Raw genomic sequence first — 22,842 nt, 5'->3', positions numbered from 1 at the left:
CCTCGCCGGTGGCGGTCAGCCGCGCACGTCCGCCGCGAGGGCGTCCAGGGACACCTGCCACAGCAGCGCGGCCGCGTCCGGGTCCAGCGCGTGGTCGGCGACTCCGCCCGAGGTCCCGGGGATGTGGCGGTGCGCCTCGGCGCAGTCCTCGAAGTAACGCCCCCCGACGCACTCCAGCCGGGGCGCGGTGGCGACGAACACGACGGTTGCGGCCCCCTGTTGCGGGGTCTTGAAGGTGTGACCGCCGGACGCGGCGGCGGCGTCCAGGGCCTCGCGGGTGAGGTGCCGCGACAGGTTGGTGCCCAGGACCGCCCCCGGGTGGACGGCGTTGACGGTCACACCGTCCGCGGCCCAGCGCCGGCTGGCCTCCACCGCGAAGAGGACGTTGGCCGTCTTGGACTGGGCGTAGGCGAGGCCGGCGTCGTACGGGCGGACCCGGAAGTGGAGGTCGTCGAAGTGCACGGGGCTGCGCAGGTGGGCGACCGAACTGAGGGAGACCACGCGGGCGCGGCCCGCGGCGGCCAGGGCAGGGCGCAGGCGGACGGTGAGCGCGAAGTGCCCGAGGTGGTTGGTCGCGAACTGCAGCTCCCAGCCCTCGGGCGTGCGCGTCTGCGGGGTCATCATCACCCCGGCGTTGTTGACGAGGACGTCCAGGGGGCCGTGCCAGGCGGCGGCGAAGGCCGCCACCGAGCGCTGGTCCGCGAGGTCGAGGGGGGCGACCAGGACCCGCCCGCCGCCGCCCGCGACCTCCGCGGCCGCCCGTTCGCCGGCGGCGGTGTCCCGTACCGCGAGGGTGACCTCGGCACCGGCGCCGGCCAGGGCACGGGCGGTCTCCAGGCCGATGCCGGAGGCCGCGCCGGTGACGACGGCGCGGCGGCCGGTGAGGTCGATGCCGCCGGCGACCTCGGCGGCGGTGGACTGTGCGGTGAAGCCGGAGCCGGTCATGGCGCTGCCTTCCTCTCGGCGGTGCGGTGGTGCCACCCCTTCCAGGCAACCACCGCGGGCCGTCCCCGGCGCCCCCGGACGCGGGTCAGTGCAGCGCGCTCTTCTCCTGCCACCGCTCCCAGTCCACGTTCCAGTCGCCGAAGCCGTTGTTCGGCGCGACCGTGCCCTTGGCCTCCGACCCCGTGATCTCGAAGGGGTCGCCGACCCGGACCTGGGAGTACAGCCAGTCCGCGTCGGCGTCGCTCATCCCGACGCAGCCGTGGCTGCGGTTGGCCCGGCCGAAGAACGCGGCGTTCCAGGGGGCGGCGTGCGCGTACATCCCGGACCAGGTCAGCCGGATCGAGTCCTCGACCGTCTCGTCGTAGGCGTCGCCGAGGCCGACGGTCTCGGAGTTCATCCGGACCGTGCCCTCCTTCGCCAGCACCACCGCCGTACCGCGCCACGAACCCGTGTCCGGGCCGGGGGTACCGCCGGAGACCGGGACCGTGCGGACCGTCCGGCCGTCGCGCTGCAGGGTGAGCCGCTTGCGGTCGAGGTCGACCTTGACCACCTGCCGGGCGCCGACGGTGAAGGAGGCCCGGTAGTCGCGGACGAACCAGCCGCCGCCCGGTCCGGAGTCGGTGCCGTCCAGGCGGGCGTCCAGGGTGACCTCGGTGCCCGGCCGCCAGTACTGCCTGGGCCGCCAGTCCACGCGGTCCCGGCCGGAGTAGTCCTTCAGCCAGCCCCAGGAGCCCTCGGTGCCGTCGGAGGTGGTCACCTTGAGCTGCTTCTCCACGGCGGCCTTGTCGGTCACCGGGTTGTCGAAGACGAGGGAGACCGGCTGGGCCACGCCGACCGTGGTGCCGTCGCCGGGCCGCCAGTCCACCTTGTTGACCTTTCCCGCGGCGGCCGTGGTGAAGCTGGACTCGCTGGTGCCGGTGGTCCCGCCCGGGGTGCGGGTCACGGCCTCGACGGTGTACGAGGCGCCGGGCACGACGTTGCGGTCCGAGGTCCAGGTGCGGTGGTCCGCGGACAGGGTGCCGGTCACGCCCTTGCCGTGCGGCCCGGCGACGGTGACCGTCGTGAGGGTGCCGCCCTCGGCGGTGACCCGGACGGGCTCGCCGGCCCGGACCCGCCCCCCGTGCGGGGTGACGGTGACGGTCGCCGCCCGTTCCTTCGGCGGCCCCGCGTCGCCGGCCGCGTGAGTCACCGCCGGGGCACTGCCCGAACAGGCGGTCAGCACGGCGGACAGCAGGGCGGCCGCGACGGCGGCGGTGCGCAGGCGGGGCCGGCGTATCGGGCCCACACGTTTCCGGGACAACGGAGACCTCCGGGAAGGACGGGGAGAGCACGGCCGGGAAACGGCCGGACCCCGGGGACTCTAGGCCGCGGAAAGCACTGGTGGAGCGCCTGGGAGCCGTATGACGGCAGCTGGTGAGAAACGGTCATGGTCCGGTCACATTCGCCGCTCGGGGCGGTCACGAAGGGCTGTGAGCCTTCCTGTGTTCCCACCCGACCACACCTCAGGGAGGCGCAGTGTCGGCACTGCTCGTGACGGCGGGCTGCGGCCCCCGGCAGGCCTGGCTCGGACCGGTCAGCGCGGAGACGTACCGCTCGTTCCTGGCGTCCCGGACCGGGTCGGCGCTCGGTCCGAGCTTCCTCCAGTACCCGTCGTGGGCGCTGGTGAAGCCGGGATGGCGGCCCCGGTTCCTCGGCTGGGGCGCCGGGGACGGCGCCGGGCGCGGCGAACTGCGCGGGGGCGCGCTGGTGCTGCTGCGGCAGTTACCCGGGACGCGGAAGTCCTTCGCCTACCTGCCCGAGGGGCCGGTCGCCGACTGGGCCGACCCGGACGTCGACGCCTGGCTGACGCCGCTCCTGCGCCACCTGCGCGGACTCGGGGCCTTCGCCGTGCGCATCGGCCCCTCGCCCGCCCACCGCCGCTGGGACGCCGCCGCGCTGAAGGCCGCGACCGGCCTCGGCCGCCGCCTGTCCGACGTCCTGGCGTGCGAGGTCGACCCGCTCGGCACGGTCGTGGCCGAGCGGCTGCGGGCCCGCGGCTGGCGGCGCTGCGGCGGCGACGGCCCGGACGGCGGCGGGGACGCGGACGCCCAGCCCCGCCACGTCTTCCGGGTCCCGCTGGCCGGCCGCAGCGCCGACGACCTGTGGTCGGGACTCAACCAGGAGTGGCGCCGCAACATACGGCGGGCGGGGAGGTCGGGCGTCGAGGTGACCGTGGGCGGCGCGGCGGACCTCCCCGAGTTCTTCCGGCTGCTGCGGATCACCGAGGAGCGCGACGGCTTCCGGCTGGGCCGCTCGCTGGAGTACTACCAGCGCCAGTACGCGGCCCTCAACGCCGAGCAGCCGGGCCGGATGAAGCTCTACCTCGCCCGCCACCAGGGCGAGGTGCTCGCCGCCCACACCATGATCACCGTGGGCCGGCGGGTCTGGTACCAGACGGGGGCCTCGGCGGACCACCGCCGCGAGGTCCGCCCCTCCAACGCCCTGCAGTGGCGGATGCTGCGGGACGCCCACGAACAGGGCGCACTGGAGTACGACATGCGCGGGGTACCCTCCACACTCGACCCGGAGGACCGGGCGTTCGGCCTCACCCGATGGAAGCTCGGCACCGGCGGGCAGGTCGTCGAGACCCTGGGGGAATGGGAGACGGCCTTGGACGGCACCGCCAACCACACGCTCTACCGGGCGTTCCAGGCCTACATGGCGCGCCGGTGAGCGCCCCCGCGGCGGCCCGCCCGGCCGACGGGCCGGCCGCCCCGGCCGGTGCTCCCGCCGCCGGCTCGGTCCTGCGCAGCGGCGCCGTCATGGCGGCGGGTTCGGTGGTCTCGCGGGCGACCGGCTTCGTACGGTCCGCGACCGTCGCCGCGGCGCTCGGCGTCGGCCTGGCCGCCGACGGCTACTCCGTCGGCAACTCGGTGCCCACGATCGTCTACATGCTGCTGCTGGGCGGCGCCCTCAACGCGGTGTTCGTGCCCGAACTGGTCAGGGCCGCCAAGGAACACGAGGACGGCGGGGCCGCCTACACCGACCGGCTGCTGACCGTGTGCACCGTCGCACTCCTGCTGATCACGACGGCGGCCGTGCTCGCCGCGCCCGCGATCGTGGCCGCGTACACCGGCTACACCGGGGCGCAGGCGGCGACCACGGTGGCCTTCGCGCGCTCCTGCCTGCCGCAGATCCTCTTCCTCGGCCTGTTCACGCTGCTCGGCCAAGTGCTCAACGCCCGGGGCCGGTTCGGCGCGATGATGTGGACGCCCGTCCTCAACAACCTCGTCGTCATCGCCGTCTTCGGCCTCTACCTGGTCACCGCCGGCACCGGCGGCGGGCTGACCGCCGGTGAGACCGCGCTGCTCGGCTGGGGCACCACGGCCGGCATCGCGGTGCAGGCGCTGGCGCTGGTGCCCTCGCTGCGGGCGGCACGCTTCCGCTGGCGGCCGCGGTTCGACTGGCGGGGCAGCGGGCTGGCCCGGCCGCTGCGTTCCGCCGGGTGGCTGGTGCTGCTGGTGCTCACCAACCAGGTCGCCTACTGGGTGGTGACCCGGCTCGCCACGTCCGCGGGACAGCGCGCCGCGGCCCTCGGCATCGACGGCGGCGCCGGCTTCACCGCGTACAACAACGCCTACCTGCTGTGGGCCGTGCCGCACGGCATCGTGACGGTCTCGCTGGTCACCGCCCTGCTGCCGCGGATGAGCGCGGCGGCGGCCGACGGCGACCCGGCGCGGGTGCGCCGCGACGTCGCGTACGCGCTGCGCAGCAGCTCCGCGATGGTGGTGCCCGCCGCATGCGCGCTGCTGGCGCTCGCGGGACCGGCGATGGCCCTGGTCTTCGAGCACGGCAGGACCGACGCCGCCGACGTCGCGGTCATGGCGAACGCGCTGGTGGCCTTCGCCCCCGGCCTCGTCGCCTTCTCCGGGCAGTACGTGCTGTCGCGCACCTTCTACGCGCTCGGCGACACCCGTACCCCCTTCCTGCTCAACCTGGTGATCTCCGGGCTCAACGCGGGGCTGTCCGTCACCGCCTACCTGCTGCTGCCCGCGCGCTGGGCGGTCACCGGCATGGCGGCGGCGTACTCGGTGGCGCTCTTCGCGGGATGGGCGGTCACCGCGTCCGTGCTGGACCGCAGGCTGGCGGCGCCGGAGGGCGGCCCAGGGCCGTGGCGGTCGCCGACCGCGGGCTCGCTGGCCCGGCTGCTGCTCGTCGCGGTGCCCGCCGCCGCCCTGGGCCGGCTCGCGGCCGGCCTCGCCGCGCCACCGGGGCCGCTCGCCGCCGTGGCGGCCGGCACGGCCGCCGTCGTGCTGGTCTTCGCGGCCGCGGCCCGCCCGCTGCGGCTGACCGAGGTCGAGGCCGCCCGGCGGACCCTGCTCGGCAAACTGCGGCGCGGTGCACGATGAGTTGCGATACTCCGGTCATGCCACGCGTTCTTCTGATCGAAGACGACCCCTCCGTGCGCGAAGGCGTCGAACTGGGCCTGCGCCGTCGCGGTCACGAGGTACGGACGGCCGCGACCGGCGAGGCCGGGCTCGCCGCCGTCGGCGAGTTCCAGCCCGATCTGCTGCTGCTGGACCTGATGCTGCCCGGCATGAACGGCGTCCAGGTCTGCCGCCAGGTGCGCGAGACGAGCCAGTTGCCGATCATCATGCTCACCGCCCGCGGCGACGACTTCGACGTCGTCGTCGGGCTGGAGGCCGGGGCCGACGACTACATCGTCAAACCCGCCCGCACCGAGGTGATCGAGGCCCGCATCCGCGCCGTGCTGCGCCGCATCGAGGAGCCGGGGGGCCGCCCGGCCGTCGAGTTCCACGGCGACCTCGCCGTCGACCGGGCCGGACTCGGCGTCGCCAAGTCCGGGCAGCGGCTGGCGCTCGCACCCTCCGAGCTGAAGCTGCTGCTGTTCCTGACCGCCGCGCCCGAACAGGTCTTCAGCCGACAGCAGTTGCTGGAGCACGTGTGGGAGCACAGCTACCACGCGGACGCCCGGCTGGTCGACGCCTGCGTCCGGCGGCTGCGCAACAAGATCGAGGACGTGCCCGGCGACCCCCGCTACATACAGACGCTGCGCGGCTTCGGCTACCGCTTCGGGCCGCTGTGAGCCGCCGGTGATCCGCTGGAGGGCCCGGATCGGGCTGCGCACCCGGCTGGTGCTGGCCTTCCTGCTCGTCGCGGCCGTCAGCGCGGGCACCACCGCCGCCCTCACGTACCGCGAGGCGCGCAACGCCATCCTCGAACAGGCCCAGGACACCGCCGTCTCCTCCTTCCGCGAGCAGGCGGGCACCGTCGGCACCACCCTCCCGATGGACCGCCTGGCCCTCCAGGAGGTGCTGCGCGACATCGCCCGCAAGGGCAAGCCGCACACCTGGGTGGTGTTCGCCGAGTACGGCTCGATGCGGGTCTCCTCCGGCACCAGCCCCGTCTCCACCGTCATCACGCCCGAGCTGCGCCGCGCCGCGCTGGCCAGTCCCCGGGGCGTCTTCCAGCGGGTCGACAAGGACGGCACCCCCTGGCTGACGATGGCCGTGCCGACCGTCTTCAAGACCGGGCTGTCCGCCCGCGCCAGCGGGCTCGTGCTCTACGCCGTGATGCCGCTGACCACGGAGGAGGACGACATCCGGGCGATGCTCACCGCCGCCCGCGACGGATCCCTGCCCGCGCTGCTCATCGCCCTCGTCCCCGCCCTGCTCGCCGCCCGCAGCGTGCTCCGCCCGGTCCGCGACCTGCGCACGGCGGCGCAGCGCATGGGCCGCGGCGAGCTCGACACCCGCATCCCCGTCAAGGGCAGCGACGAACTCGCCGACCTCGCGTACACCTTCAACGACTCGGCGCTGCAACTGGAGCGGACGGTGGACGAGTTGCGCCGCGCCGAGGCCCGGGCCCGCCGTTTCGCCTCCGACGTCTCGCACGAACTGCGCACCCCGCTGGCCGGGATGCTCGCCGTCACCGAGGTGCTCGACGAGGACGCCGACCGGCTCGCGCCGGACACCGCCGCCGCCGTCCGCCTCGTCAGCGCCGAGACCGGCAAGCTCGCCGCCCTGGTCGAGGACCTGATCGAGATCTCCCGCTTCGACGCGAAGGCCGCCGAGCTCAACGCCGACGAGGTCGACGTCGCCGAGACCATCCGCAAGACCCTGGCGACCCGGCACTGGACGGATCCCGCGCAGGTCGCCACCGAACTGCCCCCGGGCATCCGGGCCCGGCTCGACCCGCGGCGCTTCGACGTCGTGGTCGCCAACCTCGTCGGGAACGCGCTGCGCCACGGCGGCGCCCCCGTCCAGGTGCGGCTGCACACCGAGGCACCCGACGGCGGGCAGGCGCGGTTCGCCGTCGAGGTCTCCGACAGCGGTCCCGGCATCGCCCCGGACGTCCTGCCGCACATCTTCGACCGCTTCTACAAGGCCGACGCGGCCCGCACCCGCTCCTCGGGCAGCGGACTGGGCCTGGCCATCACCCTGGAGAACGTCCGCCTGCACGGCGGCACGGTCCGCGCCGCCAACGGCCCGCACGGCGGCGCCGTCCTCACCGTGCGGATGCCGCTGGGCACTCCCCGTACGGCCGCGGAGGCGGCACCGTGAGACGCCGGCCCGTCCCGGTCCTGCTCCTCACCGCGGCGGCCCTGCTGGCCGGCTGCGGGGTCCCGGGGTCCGGGGTCGTCGAGGCGGGAGGCCCGGCCACCGTCGACGCCTTCCCCGGGACACCGGACCGGCTGACGCTCTTCTTCCTGTCCCCCGAGGGACACCTGACGCCCGTCCTGCGCGCGACCGAGGACGACGCGCAGGCCCCGCCGGTGGCGGCCGCGAAGGTCCTCACGGTGCTGCTGGACGGCCCCGCCCCCGAGGAGCGCGCGGCGGGACTCGGCACCGGGCTGCCCGCCTCCGCCGGGCCGGTGGACGTCACGTCGTCCCGGGGCACCGTCCGGGTCACGCTGCCGTTCCCCGTGCGGCGCCTGAAGGACGGCGCCGTGCGCCAGGTGGTCTGCACCGCCGTCTACGCCGAGGGCCACGAGGGCACCGCCGAGGTCGTCCTCGCCGGCGGCGACGGCGCCCTCCCGCCCGTACGCTGCGGCGGCGTCGTGCCCGGCGCGGCCTCGCGCTGAACCCGGCCGGCGCCGACCTGCGGGCACGCCCCAGGAGCGGTAGAAGTGGAGGAGGGCCCAGGCAGCCGCCTCCCGGAGGGGGCCGGGAGAGGACGGGCGAGAACGGCGACGGATGGCGATGCGAGATTCCAGCCTCGACGACGACTTCGACGGCGGCCTCCCTCCCCGGCCCGAACCGGCCGTACCCGCCACGGCCGTCGTGGACGCCCACGGCATCGTCACCGGCTGGAGCAGCGAGGCCGAGCGGCTGCTCGGGTACGGACACGACGAGGTCGTGGGGCAGCCCGCGGCCCGGCTGCTCGGCTCGGACGCCGCCCGGTCCACCGAGTGGTTCCTCGCGATGCCCTTCGGCTGGGGCGGCAGATCGGTGCTGCGCCGCCGGGACGGGCGCCACCTGGACGTTTCCGTGCGGGTCTACCCGTCGCTGGACGGGCGCGGCCGGCCGCAGCGGCTCGTCGTGGTCTCCCCGGTGGACCGGCGGCACTGGGGAGTGGTGGACAGCGTGGTCGAGGAGGCCTTCGACCAGTCCACCCTGCCCATGGCGATCTTCGACAACGAGCTGCGGACCCTGCGCACCAGCAAGGGCATGCAGCGCGAGACCGGACGCACCGAGGAGCAGATGCGGGGCAGACGCCCCTCGGAGTTCCTGCCCGGCAGCGCGGGCGAGGCCGTCGAGGAGGGCGTGCGGCACGTCCTGGCCACCGGTGAGTCCCACGACCTGCACCTGCGCATCCGCTCACGGACGGCACCGGCGCCGCGCACCTGGTCGGTCACGCTCTCCCCGCTCGCCGATCCACTGCGGCGCACCCCCCGCGTCCAGCTCACCGGCGTCGACACCACCGAGCAGTACCTGGCGCGGGAGCGGCTGGCCCTGCTCAACGAGGTCAGCACCCGGATCGGCAGCACGCTGGACGTGGGCCGCACCGCCCAGGAGATGGCCGACGTCGTGGTGGGCAACCTCGCCGACTTCGCGACCGTCGACCTGCTCGACCCGCTGTTCCACGGGGTGGAGCCGAAGGCCGGCGACCCCGGCGTCGCCCTCCGCCGCGCCGCCCAGCAGTCCGTCCTGCCCGGCATGCCCGAGTCGGTGACCGCGACCGGGGAACTGGACCACTACCCTGCGGACTCCCCGCCCGCCCGCTCCCTCGTCACCGGCCGCGCCTCGCTGCACGGCACCGTGGACCGGGCCATCGACGTCTGGGCCGCGGGCGATCCGGGGCGCGCCCGGATGCTGCGGCGGCACGGGATCCACTCGGTGATGGTCATCCCGCTGCGGGCCCGCGGCATCACGCTCGGTGTCGCCGTGCTCGCCCGGCACCGCAGACCCGACCCCTTCGACGAGGACGACCTGCAGGTCGCCGAGGAGATCGGCGCCCGGGCGGCGGTCGCCGTCGACAACGCCCGCCGCTACACCCGCGAACGCACCACCGCCCTGGCCCTCCAGCGCAGCCTGCTGCCGCAGCGGCTCGGCCGGCAGGAGGCGGTGGAGGTCGCCTCGCGCTACCTGCCCGCGGGCAGCGGCGCGGGCGTGGGCGGCGACTGGTTCGACGTGATCCCGCTGTCCGGGGCCCGGGTCGCGCTCGTGGTGGGCGACGTGGTCGGCCACGGGCTGCGCGCCTCCGCCACCATGGGACGGCTGCGGACGGCCGTGCGGACCCTCGCCGACGTCGACCTGCCGCCCGACGAGCTGCTCGTGCACCTCGACGACCTGGTCGCCCACCTCGCCGGGGAGGAGGTCACCGAGGGCGACGGCGAGAACCTCGTCACCGACCTCGTCGCCACCTGCCTGTACCTGGTCTACGACCCGGTCTCACGGATGTGCACCGCCGCCAGCGCGGGCCACCCCCCGCCGGTGCTGACCGCGCCGGACGGCGGCGCGCACTTCCTCGACCTGCCGCCCGGACCACCGCTCGGGCTGGGCGGGCTGCCCTTCGAGACCGTCGAGTGCGCACTCGACCCGGACAGCCTCCTCGTGCTCTACACCAACGGCCTCATCGCCACCGCCGACCGGGACGTCGACACGGGCATGGCCGGGCTCCGCCACGCGCTCACCCGGCCCGCCCGCTCCCTGGAGTCCGTCTGCGAGAGCCTGGTGACCCTCGTCCCCGAACCCCCGGACGACGACGTCGCCCTGGTCGTCGCCCGCACCAAGGTGCTGGACGCCTCCCAGGTCGTCAGCTGGGAGGTGCCCGCCGAGCCCGCTGCGGTGGCCGGCGTCCGCGCCGAGGTCACCCGCCGGCTGGCCGAGTGGGGGATGGAGGACATCACGTACACCGCGGAGCTGGTGGTCAGCGAACTCGTCACCAACGCCATCCGGTACGGAACCCCGCCCATCGGGCTGCGCGTCATCCACAACTCCACGCTCATCGTCGAGGTCTCCGACGGCAGCGGCACCGCGCCGCACCTGCGCCGGGCCCGGGTCTTCGACGAGGGCGGCCGCGGACTGCTGCTGGTGGCGCAGGTCACCGAACGCTGGGGGACGCGTCACACCCAGGAGGGCAAGACGATCTGGGCGGAGGTCGCCCTGGCCGACGCCTGAGGACGGCCGGACGCCCGGGGACGGCGGAGGCCCGGGGACGGCGGACGAGGAGACGAGGAAGGGAAGGGTGCACCATGTGCCGGTGGCTCGCCTACTCGGGCACGCCCATGCTGCTCGACAACATCCTCTACAAACCGCGGCACTCGCTGATCGACCAGAGCCTGCACTCCCGGATGGGGGTCGAGACGACCAACGGGGACGGCTTCGGCATCGGCTGGTACGCCACGGACCTGGAGACCCCGGCGGTCATCCGGGACATCGGGCCCGCGTGGAACAACCGCAACCTGCGGGAGATCTCGCGCCACGTCACCTCGCCGCTGTTCTTCGCCCACGTACGGGCCTCCACCGGCACCGCGATCCAGCAGACCAACTGCCACCCCTTCCGGCACGGCCGCTGGCTGTGGATGCACAACGGCGCGATCACCGACTTCCACCGGCTGCGCCGCGACCTCTCGCTCGCCGTCGACCCGGCGCTGTTCTCCTCCATCGAGGGCTCGACGGACTCCGAGGTGATGTTCTTCCTCGCGCTCACCTTCGGTCTCGACCAGGACGTGCCCGGCGCCGTGTCGCGGATGGCCGGGCTGGTGGAGCGGACCGGTCATGAGCACGGGGTCGAGTTCCCCGTCCAGATGACGCTGGCGGTCAGCGACGGGGAGAGCCTGTGGGCCTTCCGCTACTCCAGCGAGCACGCGTCGCGTTCGCTGTTCTACAGCAGCAAGGTGGACACGCTGCGGGAGCTCCACCCGGACCTGTGGTTCCTGCAGGGCGTGTCGGCGCAGACCCGGCTCGTGGTGTCCGAGCCCCTGGGCGACGTGCCGGACGCGTGGCACGAGGTCCCCGAGAGCACCTTCGGGGTGGTGCGGCCCGGCCAGGACGAGCTCATGCCCTTCGCGCCCGCGGCACCCGACGGCGTCGCCGCGTGACGCAGGTCACGGGAACCCGCGGCGGACGGACGGACAGCCGACAGAAGTGACCACTCATGTACGGACCCGGGTACGGGACGGGGACCCCGCCGCCTTCGCGGAACTGTTCGACGCGTACGCCCGTACCGTCTACAACCACGCCTTCCGGCTGACCGCCGACTGGTCGGTCGCCGAGGACGTGATGTCGGCCACCTTCCTGGAGGCCTGGCGGCTGCGTGGGCGCGTCGACCCCGAAGGGGATTCGCTGCGGCCGTGGCTGCTGGGCGTCGCCACGAACGTCGCGCGCAACCACTGCCGCAGCAACCGCCGTTACCGGGCCGTGGTCGCCGCCGGCGCCCAGGCCGGGACCGCCGCGCTCGAAGTGCCCGACCACGCCGACCTCGTGGCAGGCCGGGTCGACGACCGGCGCCGCATCTCCGCCGTCCTCACCGCCCTCGCCCGGCTGCGCCGTCCCGAGCGCGAGGTGCTGACGCTGTGCCTGTGGGAGGGCCTGGAGTACGCCGAGGCCGCCGAGGCCCTCGGCATCCCGGTCGGCACCGTGCGGTCCCGGCTGTCCCGGGCCCGCACGAGACTGCGCAAGCTCGCCGACGCGGAGATGGAACCCGCCGCCCGCCGCAGACAGACAGAAGGGGACCGCGCGAACGCGGTCCGGCCCGCACAGGAAGGAATCCGATGAACGCCCATCCCTCGGAATGGGAGGAGACCGCCCGTCTCCTGCCGCGCGTGGAGCGGGACCTGCCGGCGGACCGTCACCAGTTGCACAAGGAGCGTCTGATGACCCGGATCCACGAGGACCTCGGCACGGGCACCGAGCCGTCCACCGCCACGACCGCCGACACCGCCACCGCCGCCCGTCCGGCCGCGCGCCGCAACCCCTTCCTGCGCCGCATGGTCCTCGTCCCGCTGACCGCCGGCGTGCTGGCCGGGGCCCTGGCGACCGGCCTGTTCGTGTTCGGCGGTGCTGAGGGCAGCGGCCCGGGCGGCGGCTCCGGCACCTCCGCCGCGGGCCCCGCCCTGACCACCCGCCTCGGCGCCGCGGACCCCGAGGGCGCCGCCCGCCTGCTGGACACCGTCTCGCTGGCCGCCGCCGAGTCGCCCGCCGCGCCGGTGGGGGACGGCCAGTACGTCTACATCGAGTCGAAGTCGGCCGGCACCGTCGTGCGGCACGTGCACGGCACGACGAGCCTGGCCGGCACCCCGCTGCACCAGCGCCAGGTCTGGGAGTCCCGCGACGGCCGGGACGGCTGGCTGATCGAGCCCGGCACCACCGGCCCGGAGGGCATCACCCTGGCGGGCACCGACGAGCAGGGCAACGTGCCCGAGCCGACCCTGAACGCGCCGAGCTACGACTACCTCACCACCCTGCCCACCGACCCCGACGTGCTCCTGGCCAAGATCTACAAGGAGACGAAGGGCATGGGCAACGGCCCCGACCAGGAGGCCTTCACCACCATCGGCGACCTGCTGGGCGAGAGCTACCCGCCGGCCGGGCTGACCACCGCGCTCTACAAGGCCGCCGCCAAGATCCCCGGCGTGGTCGCCGTGGACGACGCCGTGGACGCCACCGGGCGGCACGGGGTCGCGGTGGCCCGGCTGGACGAGACCAGCGGCCAGCGCACCGAGTGGATCTTCGACCCGAAGACCCACGTCTTCCTCGGCGAGCGCACCGTCCAGGCCGAGCGGGACCCGGACGCGGTCATGCCGCGCGGCACGGTCGTCTTCACCACCGCGGTGCTGACCCGCTCCGTCGTCGACGGCATCAAGCAGCTGCCCGGCGCCACGGGCTGAGCCCGGGTCAGTGGGGCGGGGGCGGGGGAAGGGTCGCCACGTCCGGCGCGGCCGCGGGCCACACCAGCAGGACCGGGCAGGGCGCGTGGTCCACAACGAAGCGCGCCGCCGGGCCCAGGCTCCGCGGCCCGAGCCGTACGAGGTCGCCGTCACGGGCCATCACCAGCAGATCGGTCCCGGCCGCGGCGGCGACCACCTCCCGCTCCACCCGCCCCGACCGCTCCTCCCGGCGGCACGGACGGCCCAGGCGCCGGGCGGCGGCGTCCAGCAGCCGTCCCGCGGAGTCGGCGCCGAGGCCCTCCAGCCGGGTGCCCGGATCGTTCTCCGGGTGCCCGCGGCCCAGCAGCCCGGCGTAGGCGGCATGCGCCAGACCGGGGACGTCGGGGCCGCTGACGTGCAGCAGGACGACGTCGGCGGCCTCCGGCGCGTGGACGCGGACGGCGTCGACGCAGGCGGGCCAGGTTCCTTCGGCGATCCAGGCGGTCACGATCACGGACATCAGCCTCCGAGGACGTGCAGCGAACCCCACAGTGCCACCACCGCAAGGCCCAGCGCCGCAGGCACGGTGAGCAGGCCGAGGACGGTGAACTCCTTCAGGTCCACGTCATGTTCGTGCTGGTGCACGATACGCCGCCACAGCAGGGTCGCCAGGGATCCCGCATAGGTCAGGTTGGGGCCGATGTTCACCCCGAGCAGGACGGCGAGGACCGCGCCGGGCCCGGCGGGCGCGGTCAGCGGCAGCAGGACCAGCACGGCGGGCAGGTTGTTGATCACGTTGGCCAGGACGGCGGCCAGCGCCGCGACGCCGAGCAGGGCCGCCAGCCCGGTGCCCCCGGGCACGATCCGGCCCAGCGCGCCGGCGAGCCCGTTGTCGACCACCGCCCGCACCACCACGCCCAGCGCCAGCACGAACGCCAGGAACGGCACCCCGGCCGCCCCCGCCACGGCGCGCACCGTCATCCGCCGCCGCGCCACCGCCCGTACGGCCAGCACCAGCGCCCCGGCCGCGGCCGCCCACGCCGGATCGATGCCGAGCGCCGGGGTGATCACGAACCCCGCCAGTGTGCAGACCACCGTGACCAGCGCGAACACCGGCAGCGGAGGCACCTCGGCGCCGTCCGGGACCGCGACGGCGGCCTCCAGGTCGGCGCGGAACCAGCGACGGAAGACGACGTACTCCACGGCGATCGCCACCAGCCACGGCAGCACCATCAGCGCGGCGAAGCGGGTGAAGCTCAGCCCGCTGGCCGCGAACGCCAGCAGGTTCGTCAGGTTCGAGACCGGCAGCAGCAGCGAGGCGGTGTTGGACAGGTGGGTGCACGCGTACACGTGCGGCTTCGGCCGTACCTCCAGCCGGGCGGCGGTCGCGAACACCACCGGGGTCAGCAGCACCACGGTGGCGTCCAGGCTCAGCGCCGCCGTCACCGCCGACGCCAGCGCGAACACCGCCCCGAGCAACCGCCGCGGCCGCCCCGCGGCCACCCGGGCCATCCACGCCCCGCCGGCCCGGAACAGCCCCTCCTCGTCGCAGAGCCTCGCCAGCACCAGCACCGCCGCCAGGAACCCGATCACCGGCCCCAGCCGCGCCGCCTCCTCCCGCGCGTGCTCCAGCGGGATCGCCCCGCTCCCCACGGCCACCGCCGCGGCCGGGACGGCGATCACCGCCTCCGGAAGACCGAACGGCCGGATCACCGCCCCGGCGAGCACGAGGAGCAGCAGCGCGACGGACAGCGCCTCCGCGATCGTGGTGTTCAGGGTTCCGTTCCTCCCGGGTGGGACCGTGATGGCCCCTCATGGAACCACGCCCCGCCCGGGACACCGCTCAGCCCTCCTGCTGCGTGCCGCCCACGATCTCGGCCAGTGCCGCGACGACGTGGCGCTCGGTGGTGGCCTTGTCGAGGCCGAGGGAGGTCAGCGGGCCGTCGCCCGCCTCGAGTTCGAGGAGGGCGAGCAGGAGGTGCTCGGTGCCGATGTAGTTGTGGCCCAGGCGGAGGGCCTCGCGGAAGGTGAGTTCGAGGACCTTGCGGGAGGCGAGGTCGTACGGGACGAGCTCGGGGACCTCGTCCACGGCCGGGGGGAGGGCCGCGGTGAGGGTGGTGCGGGCGGCGTCGGGGGTGACCCCCTGGGCCGCCATGGCGAGTGCGGCGAGGGCCTGGGGCTCGCTCAGCAGCCCGAGGGCGAGGTGCTCGGGGCGGACCTCGGGGTTGTGGGCGGTCTTGGCCTCGGTGTGGGCGGCCATGACGACCTTGCGGGCGCGCGGGGTGAAGCGCGAGAAGCCCTGCGAGGGGTCCAGGTCGGGGAAGCCGAGGTCCTTGGGGACGAAGCGCTTCTGGGCGGCCTGCTTGGTCACGCCCATGCTCTTGCCGATGTCGGTCCAGGAGGCGCCGGACCGCCGGGCCTGGTCGACGAAGTGCCCGATGAGGTGGTCGGCGACCTCCCCCAGGTGCTCGGCGGCGATGACGGCGTCCGAGAGCTGGTCGAGGGCGTCGGGGTGGGTCTTCTTGATGGCTGCGATCAGATCGTCGAGCCGGATCTGCTGCGTCATGCGTCAACGATAGGTTGACGATGGTTCATCGTCAACCGAAAGTTGACGATCGTCGGCATTAACCGGTGGTGCCCTCCCCGCCGCGTGCGCCAGCCTGGGCACATGTCCCAGAACACCTCGGTCCTGCGGGAGTTGTATGCGTCCCTCGACCGGCGCAAGCGCCCCGAGGACATCGCCCATCTCGCCCTCCGGCTGCTCGACGGCGACGGCCGACGGCCCGCTCGCCGTACCCGGCGCGCGCTGGAGAAGGCGGCGAGCGGCTCGCTGAACACGTTGTGGCACGGCTACACCTCGATGCTGGAGGACTTCGCCCGGCCCGTCGGGGCCCAGCGCCAGCTGGCCCGTGCCGCGGAGCTGTTCCCGGGGCTGCCGGAGCCGGCCGGGGCGTCCGGGGACGATCCGGCGCAGGTGGAGACGGCGATCCGGGCGGCCGGCCAGCGGATCGCCAAGCGGTTCGGGGCGAACGACTTCCTCACCGACCGCCTCGACCGGGCCGGGCGCGCGGACGCGGGGCTCGGGGAGATGTCAAAGCGGCAGTACAACAAGCGGTTCCGGCTGCTGCGCCGTATGGAGGCCAAGCTGGCGCGCATCCTGGTCGAGCAGCGCAAGCGGGAGGTGACGCTGGTCGGCAGGAGCGGACTCGCCTCCCGGCTGGGCTACGAGGAGTTCGCGGCCGACACCCCGACCGCGGCCTTCGTGGCCTACCTCACCGCCCGCGCCAACCTGCGCAGCGAGTTCACGGTCTCGGGCCAGCAGCCCCCGTACGACGAGGTGGCGGACGCCCTGTTCGAGGAGCTGCGCCGACGGCCGCACCGCACCAACTGGTACGCCGTCGCGCACGTCCACCCCACCGCAGAGGTGCTCGGCCACCTCGACGACGGGCAGCGGGGACGGCTGCTCGGGATCTGGTACCGCTTCCTGCTGGACGTGGCCGAGCTGCTCGAGGCCGCATGGCGGCGGCAGCCCCTGGACCGGACGACGATGGTCGTGCGCCGCGGCGACGACTCGACCACCTGGAACCAGACCGCCCGGGCCTGGACCAAGGCCCGGGCCCACTGGTTCTCGCTCCTGCGGGCCATGGCCGCCGAGGAGGTCGCCGACCGGTTCTGCCCCGGCAAGGTCCTGCTCCTGGTCGCCGCCGACGTGGCCGCCTGGCACCGGCAGACCGGTGGGGGACTGCACCCGGACACCGGCGTGTGGGCCGAACTGCCGCTGCCCTGGCAGGTGCTGCGCGGCGAGGCGGAGTGCCCGCGGTCGCTGGTGGAGGAGGTGTGCCGGCGGCACGGCGTCGATCCCGTCGCGGGCGGCTGGACGCAACCGCGGCCGGCGGCCGCCCCGGTGCCCTTCCGGCCCACGCCGGAGCTCGTGCACGGGGTGGAGATCGGCGACCCGGTACTGGCCGGCGTGCTGCGGTCGGCGGGCTTCTTCTCCGGACGTCCGCTCCGCCCGGCGGCGGCGGACCTCGACGCCCAATTGCGTTGACGCCCGGCCGCCGTGGCGGCCAGGATCGGGGCACCGACGGGGAAGCTCAGCGGTGGAGCGGCCGGCTCTTAACCGGTTGGACGCAGGTTCGAGCCCTGCCCTCGTCGGGGGCCGTACGGGCACCGGGAAGCTCAGCGGTGGAGCGCCCGGCTCGGGACCGGGTGGACGCAGGTTCGAGCCCTGCCCCGGTGCCCGTACGGCTCGCGGGCCCGGGAACGTCAGCGCACCGTGAGGACCAGCTTCCCGGTCGTACGTCCCGTCTCCAGGGCGGCGTGGGCCTTCGCGGCCTCGGACAGGGGGAAGGTGTCGGCGACCGTGACGCGCAGGGCGCCCTCCTCGACCAGGCGGGCGATCGCGGTCATGCCGGCGTGGTCGGCCTCGACGATCATGCCGGTGGCACGCACGCCCAGGCGGCCGGCCTCCGCAAGGAGTTCGGACAGGCCGATCGGGAGGATGGTGACGAGCAGCCCGCCCTCGCGCAGGGTGAGCAGGGAGCGGAGGGACTCGGCACCGCCGAGGGGGTCGAGGACGACGTCCACGTCGCGGACGGCCTCGGCGTAGTCGGCCGTGCGGTAGTCGATCAGTTCGTCGGCGCCGAGGCCGCGCAGGAAGTCGTGCTTGGCGGCGCTCGCGGTGCCGATGACGTACGCGCCGCGGGACTTGGCGATCTGTACGGCGACGTGGCCGACGCCTCCCGCGGCGGCGTGGACGAGCACGCGCTGCCCGGGGCGGACGGCGGCGACGTCGACGAGGGCCTGCCAGGCGGTGAGCGCGACCAGCGGGACCGCGGCGGCCTCCACGTGGCTCATGCCGGACGGCTTCCGGGCGAAGGCGCGGGCGGGCCCGGTGACGTACTCGGCGTGGGAGCCGACGCCGTGCGGGTAGGGGAGCATGCCGAAGACCTCGTCGCCGGGCTGGAAGAGGGCCACTCCCAGCCCGGTCTCCTCGACGACGCCGGAGACGTCCCAGCCGAGGACGGGCGGCGGGCCGCCGAGGAAGAGCCCGGTCTGCCGGTGCTTGGTGTCGGTCGGGTTGAGCCCGGCGGCGTGGACGCGGACGAGCAGCTGCCCGACGCCGGGGGTGGGGCGCTCCAGCTCCGCCTCCCGCAGTACCTCGGGTCCGCCGAGGACGTCCTGGGTGATCGCGCGCATGGTGCGGGGTGTTTCGGTCATGGACCCCAGCCTGCCGACCGCGCGGGCGCGGGGAAATGGCCTGATTGCCATCCTCCGATAAGATCGTGCCATGCATCGTGTGGTCGTCCTCGCCCTTGACGGCGTCTACCCCTTCGAGCTGGGCATCCCCAACCGCGTCTTCGGCTCCGCCGGGGGCCGCTACGAGGTGCTGACCTGCACCGTCGACGGGGGCCCGGTGCGCACGGACTCCGACTTCTCGGTCGCCGTCGAGAACGGCCCCGAGGTGCTGGCCACCGCCGACACCGTCGTGATCCCGCCGTACGACCAGTCGCGGATCACCGCCGAGCTCCCCGCCCCGGTCGCGGCCGCGCTCGGCACGATCCGGCCGGGCACCCGCATCGTCTCCATCTGCACGGCGGCCTTCGCGCTCGCCGCCGCGGGTCTCCTCGACGGCCGCCCCGCCACCACCCACTGGGCGCTGGCCGAACGCTTCCGGCGGATGTTCCCCGGTGTGGCGCTCGACGCGGACGTGCTCTTCGTCGACGACGGCGACGTCCTCACCTCCGCCGGGGCCGCGTCCGGCGTGGACGTCTGCCTGCACCTGGTGCGCGAGGACCACGGCAGCGCGGTGGCCAACTTCGTGGCCCGCTGCTGCGTGGTGCCGCCCTGGCGGGACGGCGGCCAGGCGCAGTACATCGACCAGCCCGTGCCGGAGACCGCGGACGCCGGCACCGCGGCGACCCGGCAGTGGGCGCTGGAGCACCTCGACCTGCCGCTCACCCTGAACGACCTCGCGGACCACGCGCGGATGAGCCTGCGGACCTTCGCCCGGCGCTTCCGGGACGAGGTCGGCACGAGCCCGGGCAAGTGGCTCATCCAGCAGCGGGTCGCCCGGGCCCGGCACCTGCTGGAGTCCAGCGACCTCCCGGTCGACCGCATCGCCGGCGAGGTGGGCTTCGCCACCGCGACGTCCCTGCGGCAGCACCTCCACGCCGCCATCGGCGTCTCCCCACTGGCCTACCGGCGCACCTTCCGGGCCACCGCCACCCTCTGACGCACCCGACCCCGGGGAGGCCCCGATGGCTGTGGAGCTGATCTACGAGACGCACGCCACGACCACCGACAACGAGGCGGGCATCGCCACCGGCCGGCTGCCCGGCCGGCTGTCGGAGCGCGGCCGCCGGCAGGCGAGGGAGCTGGGCGAACGCCGCCGCGGCCAGGACATCGCGGCGGTGTACACCTCCGACCTGCACCGTGCCGTGGAGACCGCGGCCCTCGCCTTCCCCGACGGGCGGCCGCCGGTCCACCAGGACCCCCGGCTGCGCGAGTGCGACTACGGCGCGCTGAACGGACGCCCGGTCCGCCTCGTCGCGGACCAGCGCCTGCGGCGCGTCGACGAGCCGTTCCCCGGCGGCGGCCAGAGCTACCGGCAGGTGCTCGCCGCCACCGACGCGCTCCTGCACGACCTGGCCCGGCAGTGGGACGGCCGGCGCGTCCTGCTGATCGCCCACTCCGCCAACCGCTGGGCCCTGGCCTGCCTGCTGGGCGGGGTCCCCCTGACGGAGAGCGTCCTGGCGCCGTTTGTCTGGCAGCCGGGCTGGACGTACACCCTCCCCGGCGACTGGCCGGGGCCGGACCGGGACTAGGGAGCGGTGAAGAGGGTGGGGAAGCGGGGGGCGAGCCAGGGGCGGCGGCCCCAGGCGGCGATCTTGCCGCGGGCCATGGCGGCGGTGGCGCCCCGGCGACCGAGCGCGATCAGGAAGAAGGTGACCGGCTCGGTGGTGATGGTGCAGTCGGGTCGGCGCGGCGGCTCGTCCGCGAGCTCGGCCGCACCGTCGGTGAAGGTCACGGCGAAGCGTGTGATCCCCGGGACGCGCAGCGCGTAGCAGGCGGAGAATCCGGCCGCCGCCCGCGCGTCGACGACCCGGGGCATGGCCGCCTTGAGGAAGGGCATGCAGCGGGCGACGCGCTCGCGGTCGATCATGTGGGGACGGCGCAGGGCGACCGCGATGTCGTAGCCGTGGCCGAGCATGTGGGTGAGCAGGTACGAGCCGAGCGTGGCCAGGTCCATGGGGCCGAGCGGGGTGACCACCGGCATGCCGGGCGCGCGGGTCGCGGCCGCGTCGGTGAACGCGCGGGCGTGCCGCACGATCCCGTCGGCCAGGATCGCGCCGTCGCGTTCGGGGAAGGCGTCGAGGGACGCGGCGTTCGCGGCGGCGAGGCTGCCGGGGGTGCCGTCGCCGTACGGCTGCTCGCGACCCTCGGCCAGGGCGGCCAGGAGTTCGCCTGCGAGCACCAGGTGCGCCGCGGCCTCCCCGACCGTCCACTCGGCACCGGGGATCGGCACCGAGGTGTCCGGGCACCCGCGGAGCAGGGCGGCTATGTCCTCGGCGGCGGCGTGCAGGGCCTCGGCCTCGGCCGGGCGGTCAGGGGCGACGGTCATGGTCGGACAGCGTGGACCAGCACGGTTCGTCTGTCCAGGTCCGGGGAGGAAAAGCCGGGGCGGAACCGTGCCCGGAAAAGCGCGTGGAATCCGGGAACGCGAAAAGGGGGAAGCCCCCGGGCAGCCATTGCTGCCGGGGGCGTCCCCAGGGAAAGCGTCGCGCGGAAAGCGTCGCGCGCGGGCGATCAGTACGCCGAGTTGACGTTGTCGATCGTGCCGTAGACGTGGGCCGCATAGTTGCAGGCGGCGGTGATGTTGGCGACCGGGTCGTAGATGTTCCACGAGGTACCGGGGACGTGGTAGGCCTTGAAGGTCGGGTCGATCACCTGCATCAGACCCTTCGAGGGAATTCCCTTGGCCGCGTTCGAGTCCCAGCCGTTGATGGCGCTCGGGTTGCCGGAGGACTCACGCATCAGGTTCTTGTAGATCCCGTTGTACGTGCCCGGGATGCCGTTGGCACGCATCACCTTCAGGGACTCGTTGATCCACGTGTTGACGGAGCCCGACTGCGCCATGGGGGCGGCGGAGGCGGTGGGGGCCATGGCCACGCCACCGGCGACGACGGCGACGCCGGCAGCGGCGCAGCCGAGGGAGATCTTCTTGGCCTTGGCGACGCGGTTGAGCTTCGACATAGCGGAGATCTGCATTCGAGTAATTCCTCTTCCGTGGGGTACGCCATGAATTGTTGGCCGACTTAAATCCCGGGGTCAATGCACCCCTATTACTAACGGGATTAGTTGTGGGACCAGGGACGAAAGTCCCGCCGCTCAGGCGCGGGAAGGGGATTCCGGGGCGGCTTCTACTAAGGGGCCCCGAAAGTGGCGCACGTCATATCGGCCACGTCACACGCAGACCCGGACAAATCGCCCATTGGGTGACGCAGGCCATGTGGCCTGCGTCACCCAATAAGGCGTTGATTCACACGGAGGAACCGAGGTTTCACCCACGGCGAGGATTTCGGGCGGGCACGGGGTCCGGCCGACGGGCGCGGGTCCCGGCGGGCTACACCACGGGGGCCGAGGCGATCACGACCGTCGCGTACAGCTCCTCCGACACGGCCACCCGCGCCTCCAGCCCGGCCTGGGCGACCGCGGCTACGGCGTCCGGGGCCTGCTCCTCACCGGTCTCGAAGAGGAGGCGGCCGCCCGGCGCGAGCCACGCGGGCGCCGCGGCCGCGACCCGGCGGAGGACGTCGAGGCCGTCGGCCCCGCCGTCGAGGGCGACGCGGGGCTCGTGGTCACGGGCCTCCGGGGGGAGGAGGGCGACGGCTTCGCTGGGGACGTAGGGCACGTTGGCGACCAGGACGTCGACGCGGCCGCGCAGCTCCGCGGGAAGGGGGGTGTAGAGGTCGCCCTCGTGGACGTGGACGCGGCCGTCCGCCGCGGCGAGGTTGCGGCGGGCGCAGGCGACCGCCGCCGGGTCGATGTCGACCGCGTGCAGCACGGGCCGGTCGAGCGTGGCGGCCAGGACGGCGCCCACCGCGCCGGAGCCGCAGCACAGGTCGACGACGACGGCGCCGGGCCGGCCCAGCGCGCGCCCGAGCGCGACGGCCTCGCGGGCGAGGAACTCCGTACGGCGGCGCGGGACGAAGACCCCCGGCCCGACGGCGATCCGCAGGCCGCAGAACTCGGCCCAGCCCAGCACGTGTTCGAGCGGGAGGCCGGCCACCCGGCGCTCCACCAGGGCGGCGAGCTCGTCGGGTGTCCGGGCGGCGGAGACGAGCAGCCGGGCCTCGTCCTCGGCGAACACGCAGCCGGCCGCCCGGAGCACGGACACGACCGGCGCGAGCGACGCGGGGGACGGAAGGGCGGAAGAGGAGGCGCCGACGGAAGCAGGATGAGAAGGAGACGAGCCGGAAGGAGCGGGTGAAGCGGAGGACATGGGGGCCTTTCGGGGCGCCGCGGGGCGCTCTCGACGGCCTAGGTCGTCCGGACCGCGGGGCCGCAGGGGGAGAGCACCC

21 protein-coding genes and 2 tRNA genes are annotated in these 22,842 nt (G+C 74.5%); 14 read left to right on the top strand and 9 right to left on the bottom strand.

Features of this window, described 5'->3' with window-relative positions:
- Nucleotides 1-15 precede the first annotated feature (15 nt).
- Complete coding sequence (locus ACFYYN_RS01410; RefSeq protein ID WP_500544270.1) at nt 16-945, bottom strand: SDR family NAD(P)-dependent oxidoreductase; 930 nt, start codon at nt 943-945, stop codon at nt 16-18.
- A gap of 85 nt (nt 946-1,030) precedes the next feature.
- The gene (locus ACFYYN_RS01405; RefSeq protein ID WP_500544269.1) at nt 1,031-2,245 is read right to left on the bottom strand and encodes a L,D-transpeptidase; all 1,215 of its coding nucleotides are present in this window, start codon (nt 2,243-2,245) and stop codon (nt 1,031-1,033) included.
- Nucleotides 2,246-2,460: 215 nt separating this feature from the next.
- Here ACFYYN_RS01405 and ACFYYN_RS01400 point away from each other — a divergent pair, with 215 nt between their 5' ends.
- The 9 genes from ACFYYN_RS01400 (at nt 2,461) to ACFYYN_RS01360 (ending at nt 13,279) form a co-directional block, all read left to right on the top strand.
- Nucleotides 2,461-3,657, top strand: coding sequence for a lipid II:glycine glycyltransferase FemX (locus tag ACFYYN_RS01400; RefSeq protein WP_500544268.1), 1,197 nt, complete (start codon nt 2,461-2,463; stop codon nt 3,655-3,657).
- Nucleotides 3,654-5,333: a murein biosynthesis integral membrane protein MurJ gene (murJ, locus tag ACFYYN_RS01395; protein ID WP_500544267.1), complete on the top strand. Its 1,680-nt coding sequence runs from the start codon at nt 3,654-3,656 to the stop codon at nt 5,331-5,333. Before ACFYYN_RS01400 ends, murJ begins: the two co-directional genes overlap by 4 nt.
- 17 nt (nt 5,334-5,350) lie before the next feature.
- The gene (locus tag ACFYYN_RS01390; RefSeq protein ID WP_499512737.1) at nt 5,351-6,031 is read left to right on the top strand and encodes an MtrA family response regulator transcription factor; all 681 of its coding nucleotides are present in this window, start codon (nt 5,351-5,353) and stop codon (nt 6,029-6,031) included.
- A 7-nt stretch (nt 6,032-6,038) separates the two neighbouring features.
- A complete protein-coding gene (locus tag ACFYYN_RS01385) occupies nt 6,039-7,508 on the top strand; it encodes an ATP-binding protein (protein WP_500544266.1) in 1,470 nt (489 codons plus the stop codon).
- On the top strand, nt 7,505-8,029 hold the full coding sequence (locus tag ACFYYN_RS01380) for a hypothetical protein (RefSeq protein WP_500544265.1): 525 nt from the start codon (nt 7,505-7,507) through the stop codon (nt 8,027-8,029). The genes ACFYYN_RS01385 and ACFYYN_RS01380 overlap by 4 nt, the downstream gene beginning before the upstream one ends.
- Nucleotides 8,030-8,141: 112 nt before the next feature.
- Nucleotides 8,142-10,568, top strand: a complete 2,427-nt coding sequence (locus ACFYYN_RS01375) for a SpoIIE family protein phosphatase (RefSeq protein WP_500544264.1) — start codon at nt 8,142-8,144, stop codon at nt 10,566-10,568.
- A 74-nt stretch (nt 10,569-10,642) separates the two neighbouring features.
- Entirely contained in the window at nt 10,643-11,491 is an 849-nt protein-coding gene (locus tag ACFYYN_RS01370) for a class II glutamine amidotransferase (protein WP_500322496.1), read from the top strand.
- A gap of 46 nt (nt 11,492-11,537) precedes the next feature.
- Nucleotides 11,538-12,167, top strand: coding sequence for an RNA polymerase sigma factor (locus ACFYYN_RS01365; protein WP_500544263.1), 630 nt, complete (start codon nt 11,538-11,540; stop codon nt 12,165-12,167).
- Nucleotides 12,164-13,279, top strand: coding sequence for a CU044_5270 family protein (locus ACFYYN_RS01360; RefSeq protein WP_500544262.1), 1,116 nt, complete (start codon nt 12,164-12,166; stop codon nt 13,277-13,279). Before ACFYYN_RS01365 ends, ACFYYN_RS01360 begins: the two co-directional genes overlap by 4 nt.
- Before the next feature lie 7 nt (nt 13,280-13,286).
- Here the strand turns inward: ACFYYN_RS01360 and ACFYYN_RS01355 are convergent, their stop codons facing one another.
- The 3 genes from ACFYYN_RS01355 to ACFYYN_RS01345 form a co-directional block, all read right to left on the bottom strand.
- A complete protein-coding gene (locus ACFYYN_RS01355; protein WP_499516884.1) occupies nt 13,287-13,772 on the bottom strand; it encodes a universal stress protein in 486 nt (161 codons plus the stop codon).
- Between the two features lie 5 nt (nt 13,773-13,777).
- A complete protein-coding gene (locus tag ACFYYN_RS01350; RefSeq protein WP_500544479.1) occupies nt 13,778-15,034 on the bottom strand; it encodes an SLC13 family permease in 1,257 nt (418 codons plus the stop codon).
- Nucleotides 15,035-15,101: 67 nt separating this feature from the next.
- Entirely contained in the window at nt 15,102-15,824 is a 723-nt protein-coding gene (locus ACFYYN_RS01345; protein ID WP_500544261.1) for a Clp protease N-terminal domain-containing protein, read from the bottom strand.
- Nucleotides 15,825-15,926: 102 nt separating this feature from the next.
- Between ACFYYN_RS01345 and ACFYYN_RS01340 the strand changes: the two genes are divergently transcribed.
- The 3 genes from ACFYYN_RS01340 (at nt 15,927) to ACFYYN_RS01330 (ending at nt 17,499) form a co-directional block, all read left to right on the top strand.
- On the top strand, nt 15,927-17,306 hold the full coding sequence (locus ACFYYN_RS01340; RefSeq protein WP_500544260.1) for a hypothetical protein: 1,380 nt from the start codon (nt 15,927-15,929) through the stop codon (nt 17,304-17,306).
- Nucleotides 17,307-17,341: 35 nt separating this feature from the next.
- Nucleotides 17,342-17,413, top strand: a tRNA-Lys gene (locus tag ACFYYN_RS01335).
- Nucleotides 17,414-17,425: 12 nt separating this feature from the next.
- A tRNA-Pro gene (locus ACFYYN_RS01330) sits at nt 17,426-17,499 on the top strand.
- Nucleotides 17,500-17,524: 25 nt separating this feature from the next.
- On the opposite strand, the gene ACFYYN_RS01325 is transcribed toward ACFYYN_RS01330, so the two are convergent.
- Nucleotides 17,525-18,478: an NADP-dependent oxidoreductase gene (locus tag ACFYYN_RS01325; RefSeq protein ID WP_500544259.1), complete on the bottom strand. Its 954-nt coding sequence runs from the start codon at nt 18,476-18,478 to the stop codon at nt 17,525-17,527.
- Nucleotides 18,479-18,548: 70 nt separating this feature from the next.
- Between ACFYYN_RS01325 and ACFYYN_RS01320 the strand changes: the two genes are divergently transcribed.
- Together ACFYYN_RS01320 and ACFYYN_RS01315 are read left to right on the top strand one after the other, a co-directional pair.
- Nucleotides 18,549-19,493 carry a GlxA family transcriptional regulator gene (locus tag ACFYYN_RS01320; RefSeq protein WP_500544258.1) on the top strand — a complete coding sequence of 315 codons (945 nt, stop codon included), beginning with the start codon at nt 18,549-18,551 and terminating at the stop codon, nt 19,491-19,493.
- Between the two features lie 25 nt (nt 19,494-19,518).
- Entirely contained in the window at nt 19,519-20,085 is a 567-nt protein-coding gene (locus ACFYYN_RS01315) for a histidine phosphatase family protein (protein ID WP_500544257.1), read from the top strand.
- On the opposite strand, the gene ACFYYN_RS01310 is transcribed toward ACFYYN_RS01315, so the two are convergent.
- The 3 genes from ACFYYN_RS01310 to ACFYYN_RS01300 all read right to left on the bottom strand — a co-directional run bounded on the left by ACFYYN_RS01310 (nt 20,082) and on the right by ACFYYN_RS01300 (nt 22,763).
- A complete protein-coding gene (locus ACFYYN_RS01310; RefSeq protein WP_500544256.1) occupies nt 20,082-20,882 on the bottom strand; it encodes a maleylpyruvate isomerase family mycothiol-dependent enzyme in 801 nt (266 codons plus the stop codon). The genes ACFYYN_RS01315 and ACFYYN_RS01310 overlap by 4 nt on opposite strands.
- Before the next feature lie 185 nt (nt 20,883-21,067).
- Nucleotides 21,068-21,529, bottom strand: a complete 462-nt coding sequence (locus ACFYYN_RS01305; RefSeq protein ID WP_499512750.1) for a transglycosylase SLT domain-containing protein — start codon at nt 21,527-21,529, stop codon at nt 21,068-21,070.
- A 355-nt stretch (nt 21,530-21,884) separates the two neighbouring features.
- Nucleotides 21,885-22,763: a putative protein N(5)-glutamine methyltransferase gene (locus ACFYYN_RS01300; RefSeq protein WP_500544255.1), complete on the bottom strand. Its 879-nt coding sequence runs from the start codon at nt 22,761-22,763 to the stop codon at nt 21,885-21,887.
- Nucleotides 22,764-22,842 lie beyond the last annotated feature (79 nt).

The sequence above is a fragment of the Streptomyces sp. NPDC001902 genome (assembly GCF_042891295.1).
GTDB lineage: Bacteria > Actinomycetota > Actinomycetes > Streptomycetales > Streptomycetaceae > Actinacidiphila.
This window is presented reverse-complemented; position numbering and strand designations above follow the sequence as displayed.

What these genes read in the sequence shown, in the direction of transcription:
- ACFYYN_RS01390 (WP_499512737.1), top strand. Translation starts at nt 5,351, where the DNA reads ATGCCACGCGTTCTTCTGATCGAAGACGACCCCTCCGTGCGCGAAGGC.
- ACFYYN_RS01360 (WP_500544262.1), top strand. Translation starts at nt 12,164, where the DNA reads ATGAACGCCCATCCCTCGGAATGGGAGGAGACCGCCCGTCTCCTGCCG.
- ACFYYN_RS01370 (WP_500322496.1), top strand. Translation starts at nt 10,643, where the DNA reads ATGTGCCGGTGGCTCGCCTACTCGGGCACGCCCATGCTGCTCGACAAC.
- ACFYYN_RS01340 (WP_500544260.1), top strand. Translation starts at nt 15,927, where the DNA reads ATGTCCCAGAACACCTCGGTCCTGCGGGAGTTGTATGCGTCCCTCGAC.
- ACFYYN_RS01300 (WP_500544255.1), bottom strand. Translation starts at nt 22,763, where the DNA reads ATGTCCTCCGCTTCACCCGCTCCTTCCGGCTCGTCTCCTTCTCATCCT.
- ACFYYN_RS01325 (WP_500544259.1), bottom strand. Translation starts at nt 18,478, where the DNA reads ATGACCGAAACACCCCGCACCATGCGCGCGATCACCCAGGACGTCCTC.
- ACFYYN_RS01310 (WP_500544256.1), bottom strand. Translation starts at nt 20,882, where the DNA reads ATGACCGTCGCCCCTGACCGCCCGGCCGAGGCCGAGGCCCTGCACGCC.
- ACFYYN_RS01375 (WP_500544264.1), top strand. Translation starts at nt 8,142, where the DNA reads ATGGCGATGCGAGATTCCAGCCTCGACGACGACTTCGACGGCGGCCTC.
- ACFYYN_RS01315 (WP_500544257.1), top strand. Translation starts at nt 19,519, where the DNA reads ATGGCTGTGGAGCTGATCTACGAGACGCACGCCACGACCACCGACAAC.
- ACFYYN_RS01345 (WP_500544261.1), bottom strand. Translation starts at nt 15,824, where the DNA reads ATGACGCAGCAGATCCGGCTCGACGATCTGATCGCAGCCATCAAGAAG.
- ACFYYN_RS01305 (WP_499512750.1), bottom strand. Translation starts at nt 21,529, where the DNA reads ATGCAGATCTCCGCTATGTCGAAGCTCAACCGCGTCGCCAAGGCCAAG.
- ACFYYN_RS01410 (WP_500544270.1), bottom strand. Translation starts at nt 945, where the DNA reads ATGACCGGCTCCGGCTTCACCGCACAGTCCACCGCCGCCGAGGTCGCC.
- ACFYYN_RS01320 (WP_500544258.1), top strand. Translation starts at nt 18,549, where the DNA reads ATGCATCGTGTGGTCGTCCTCGCCCTTGACGGCGTCTACCCCTTCGAG.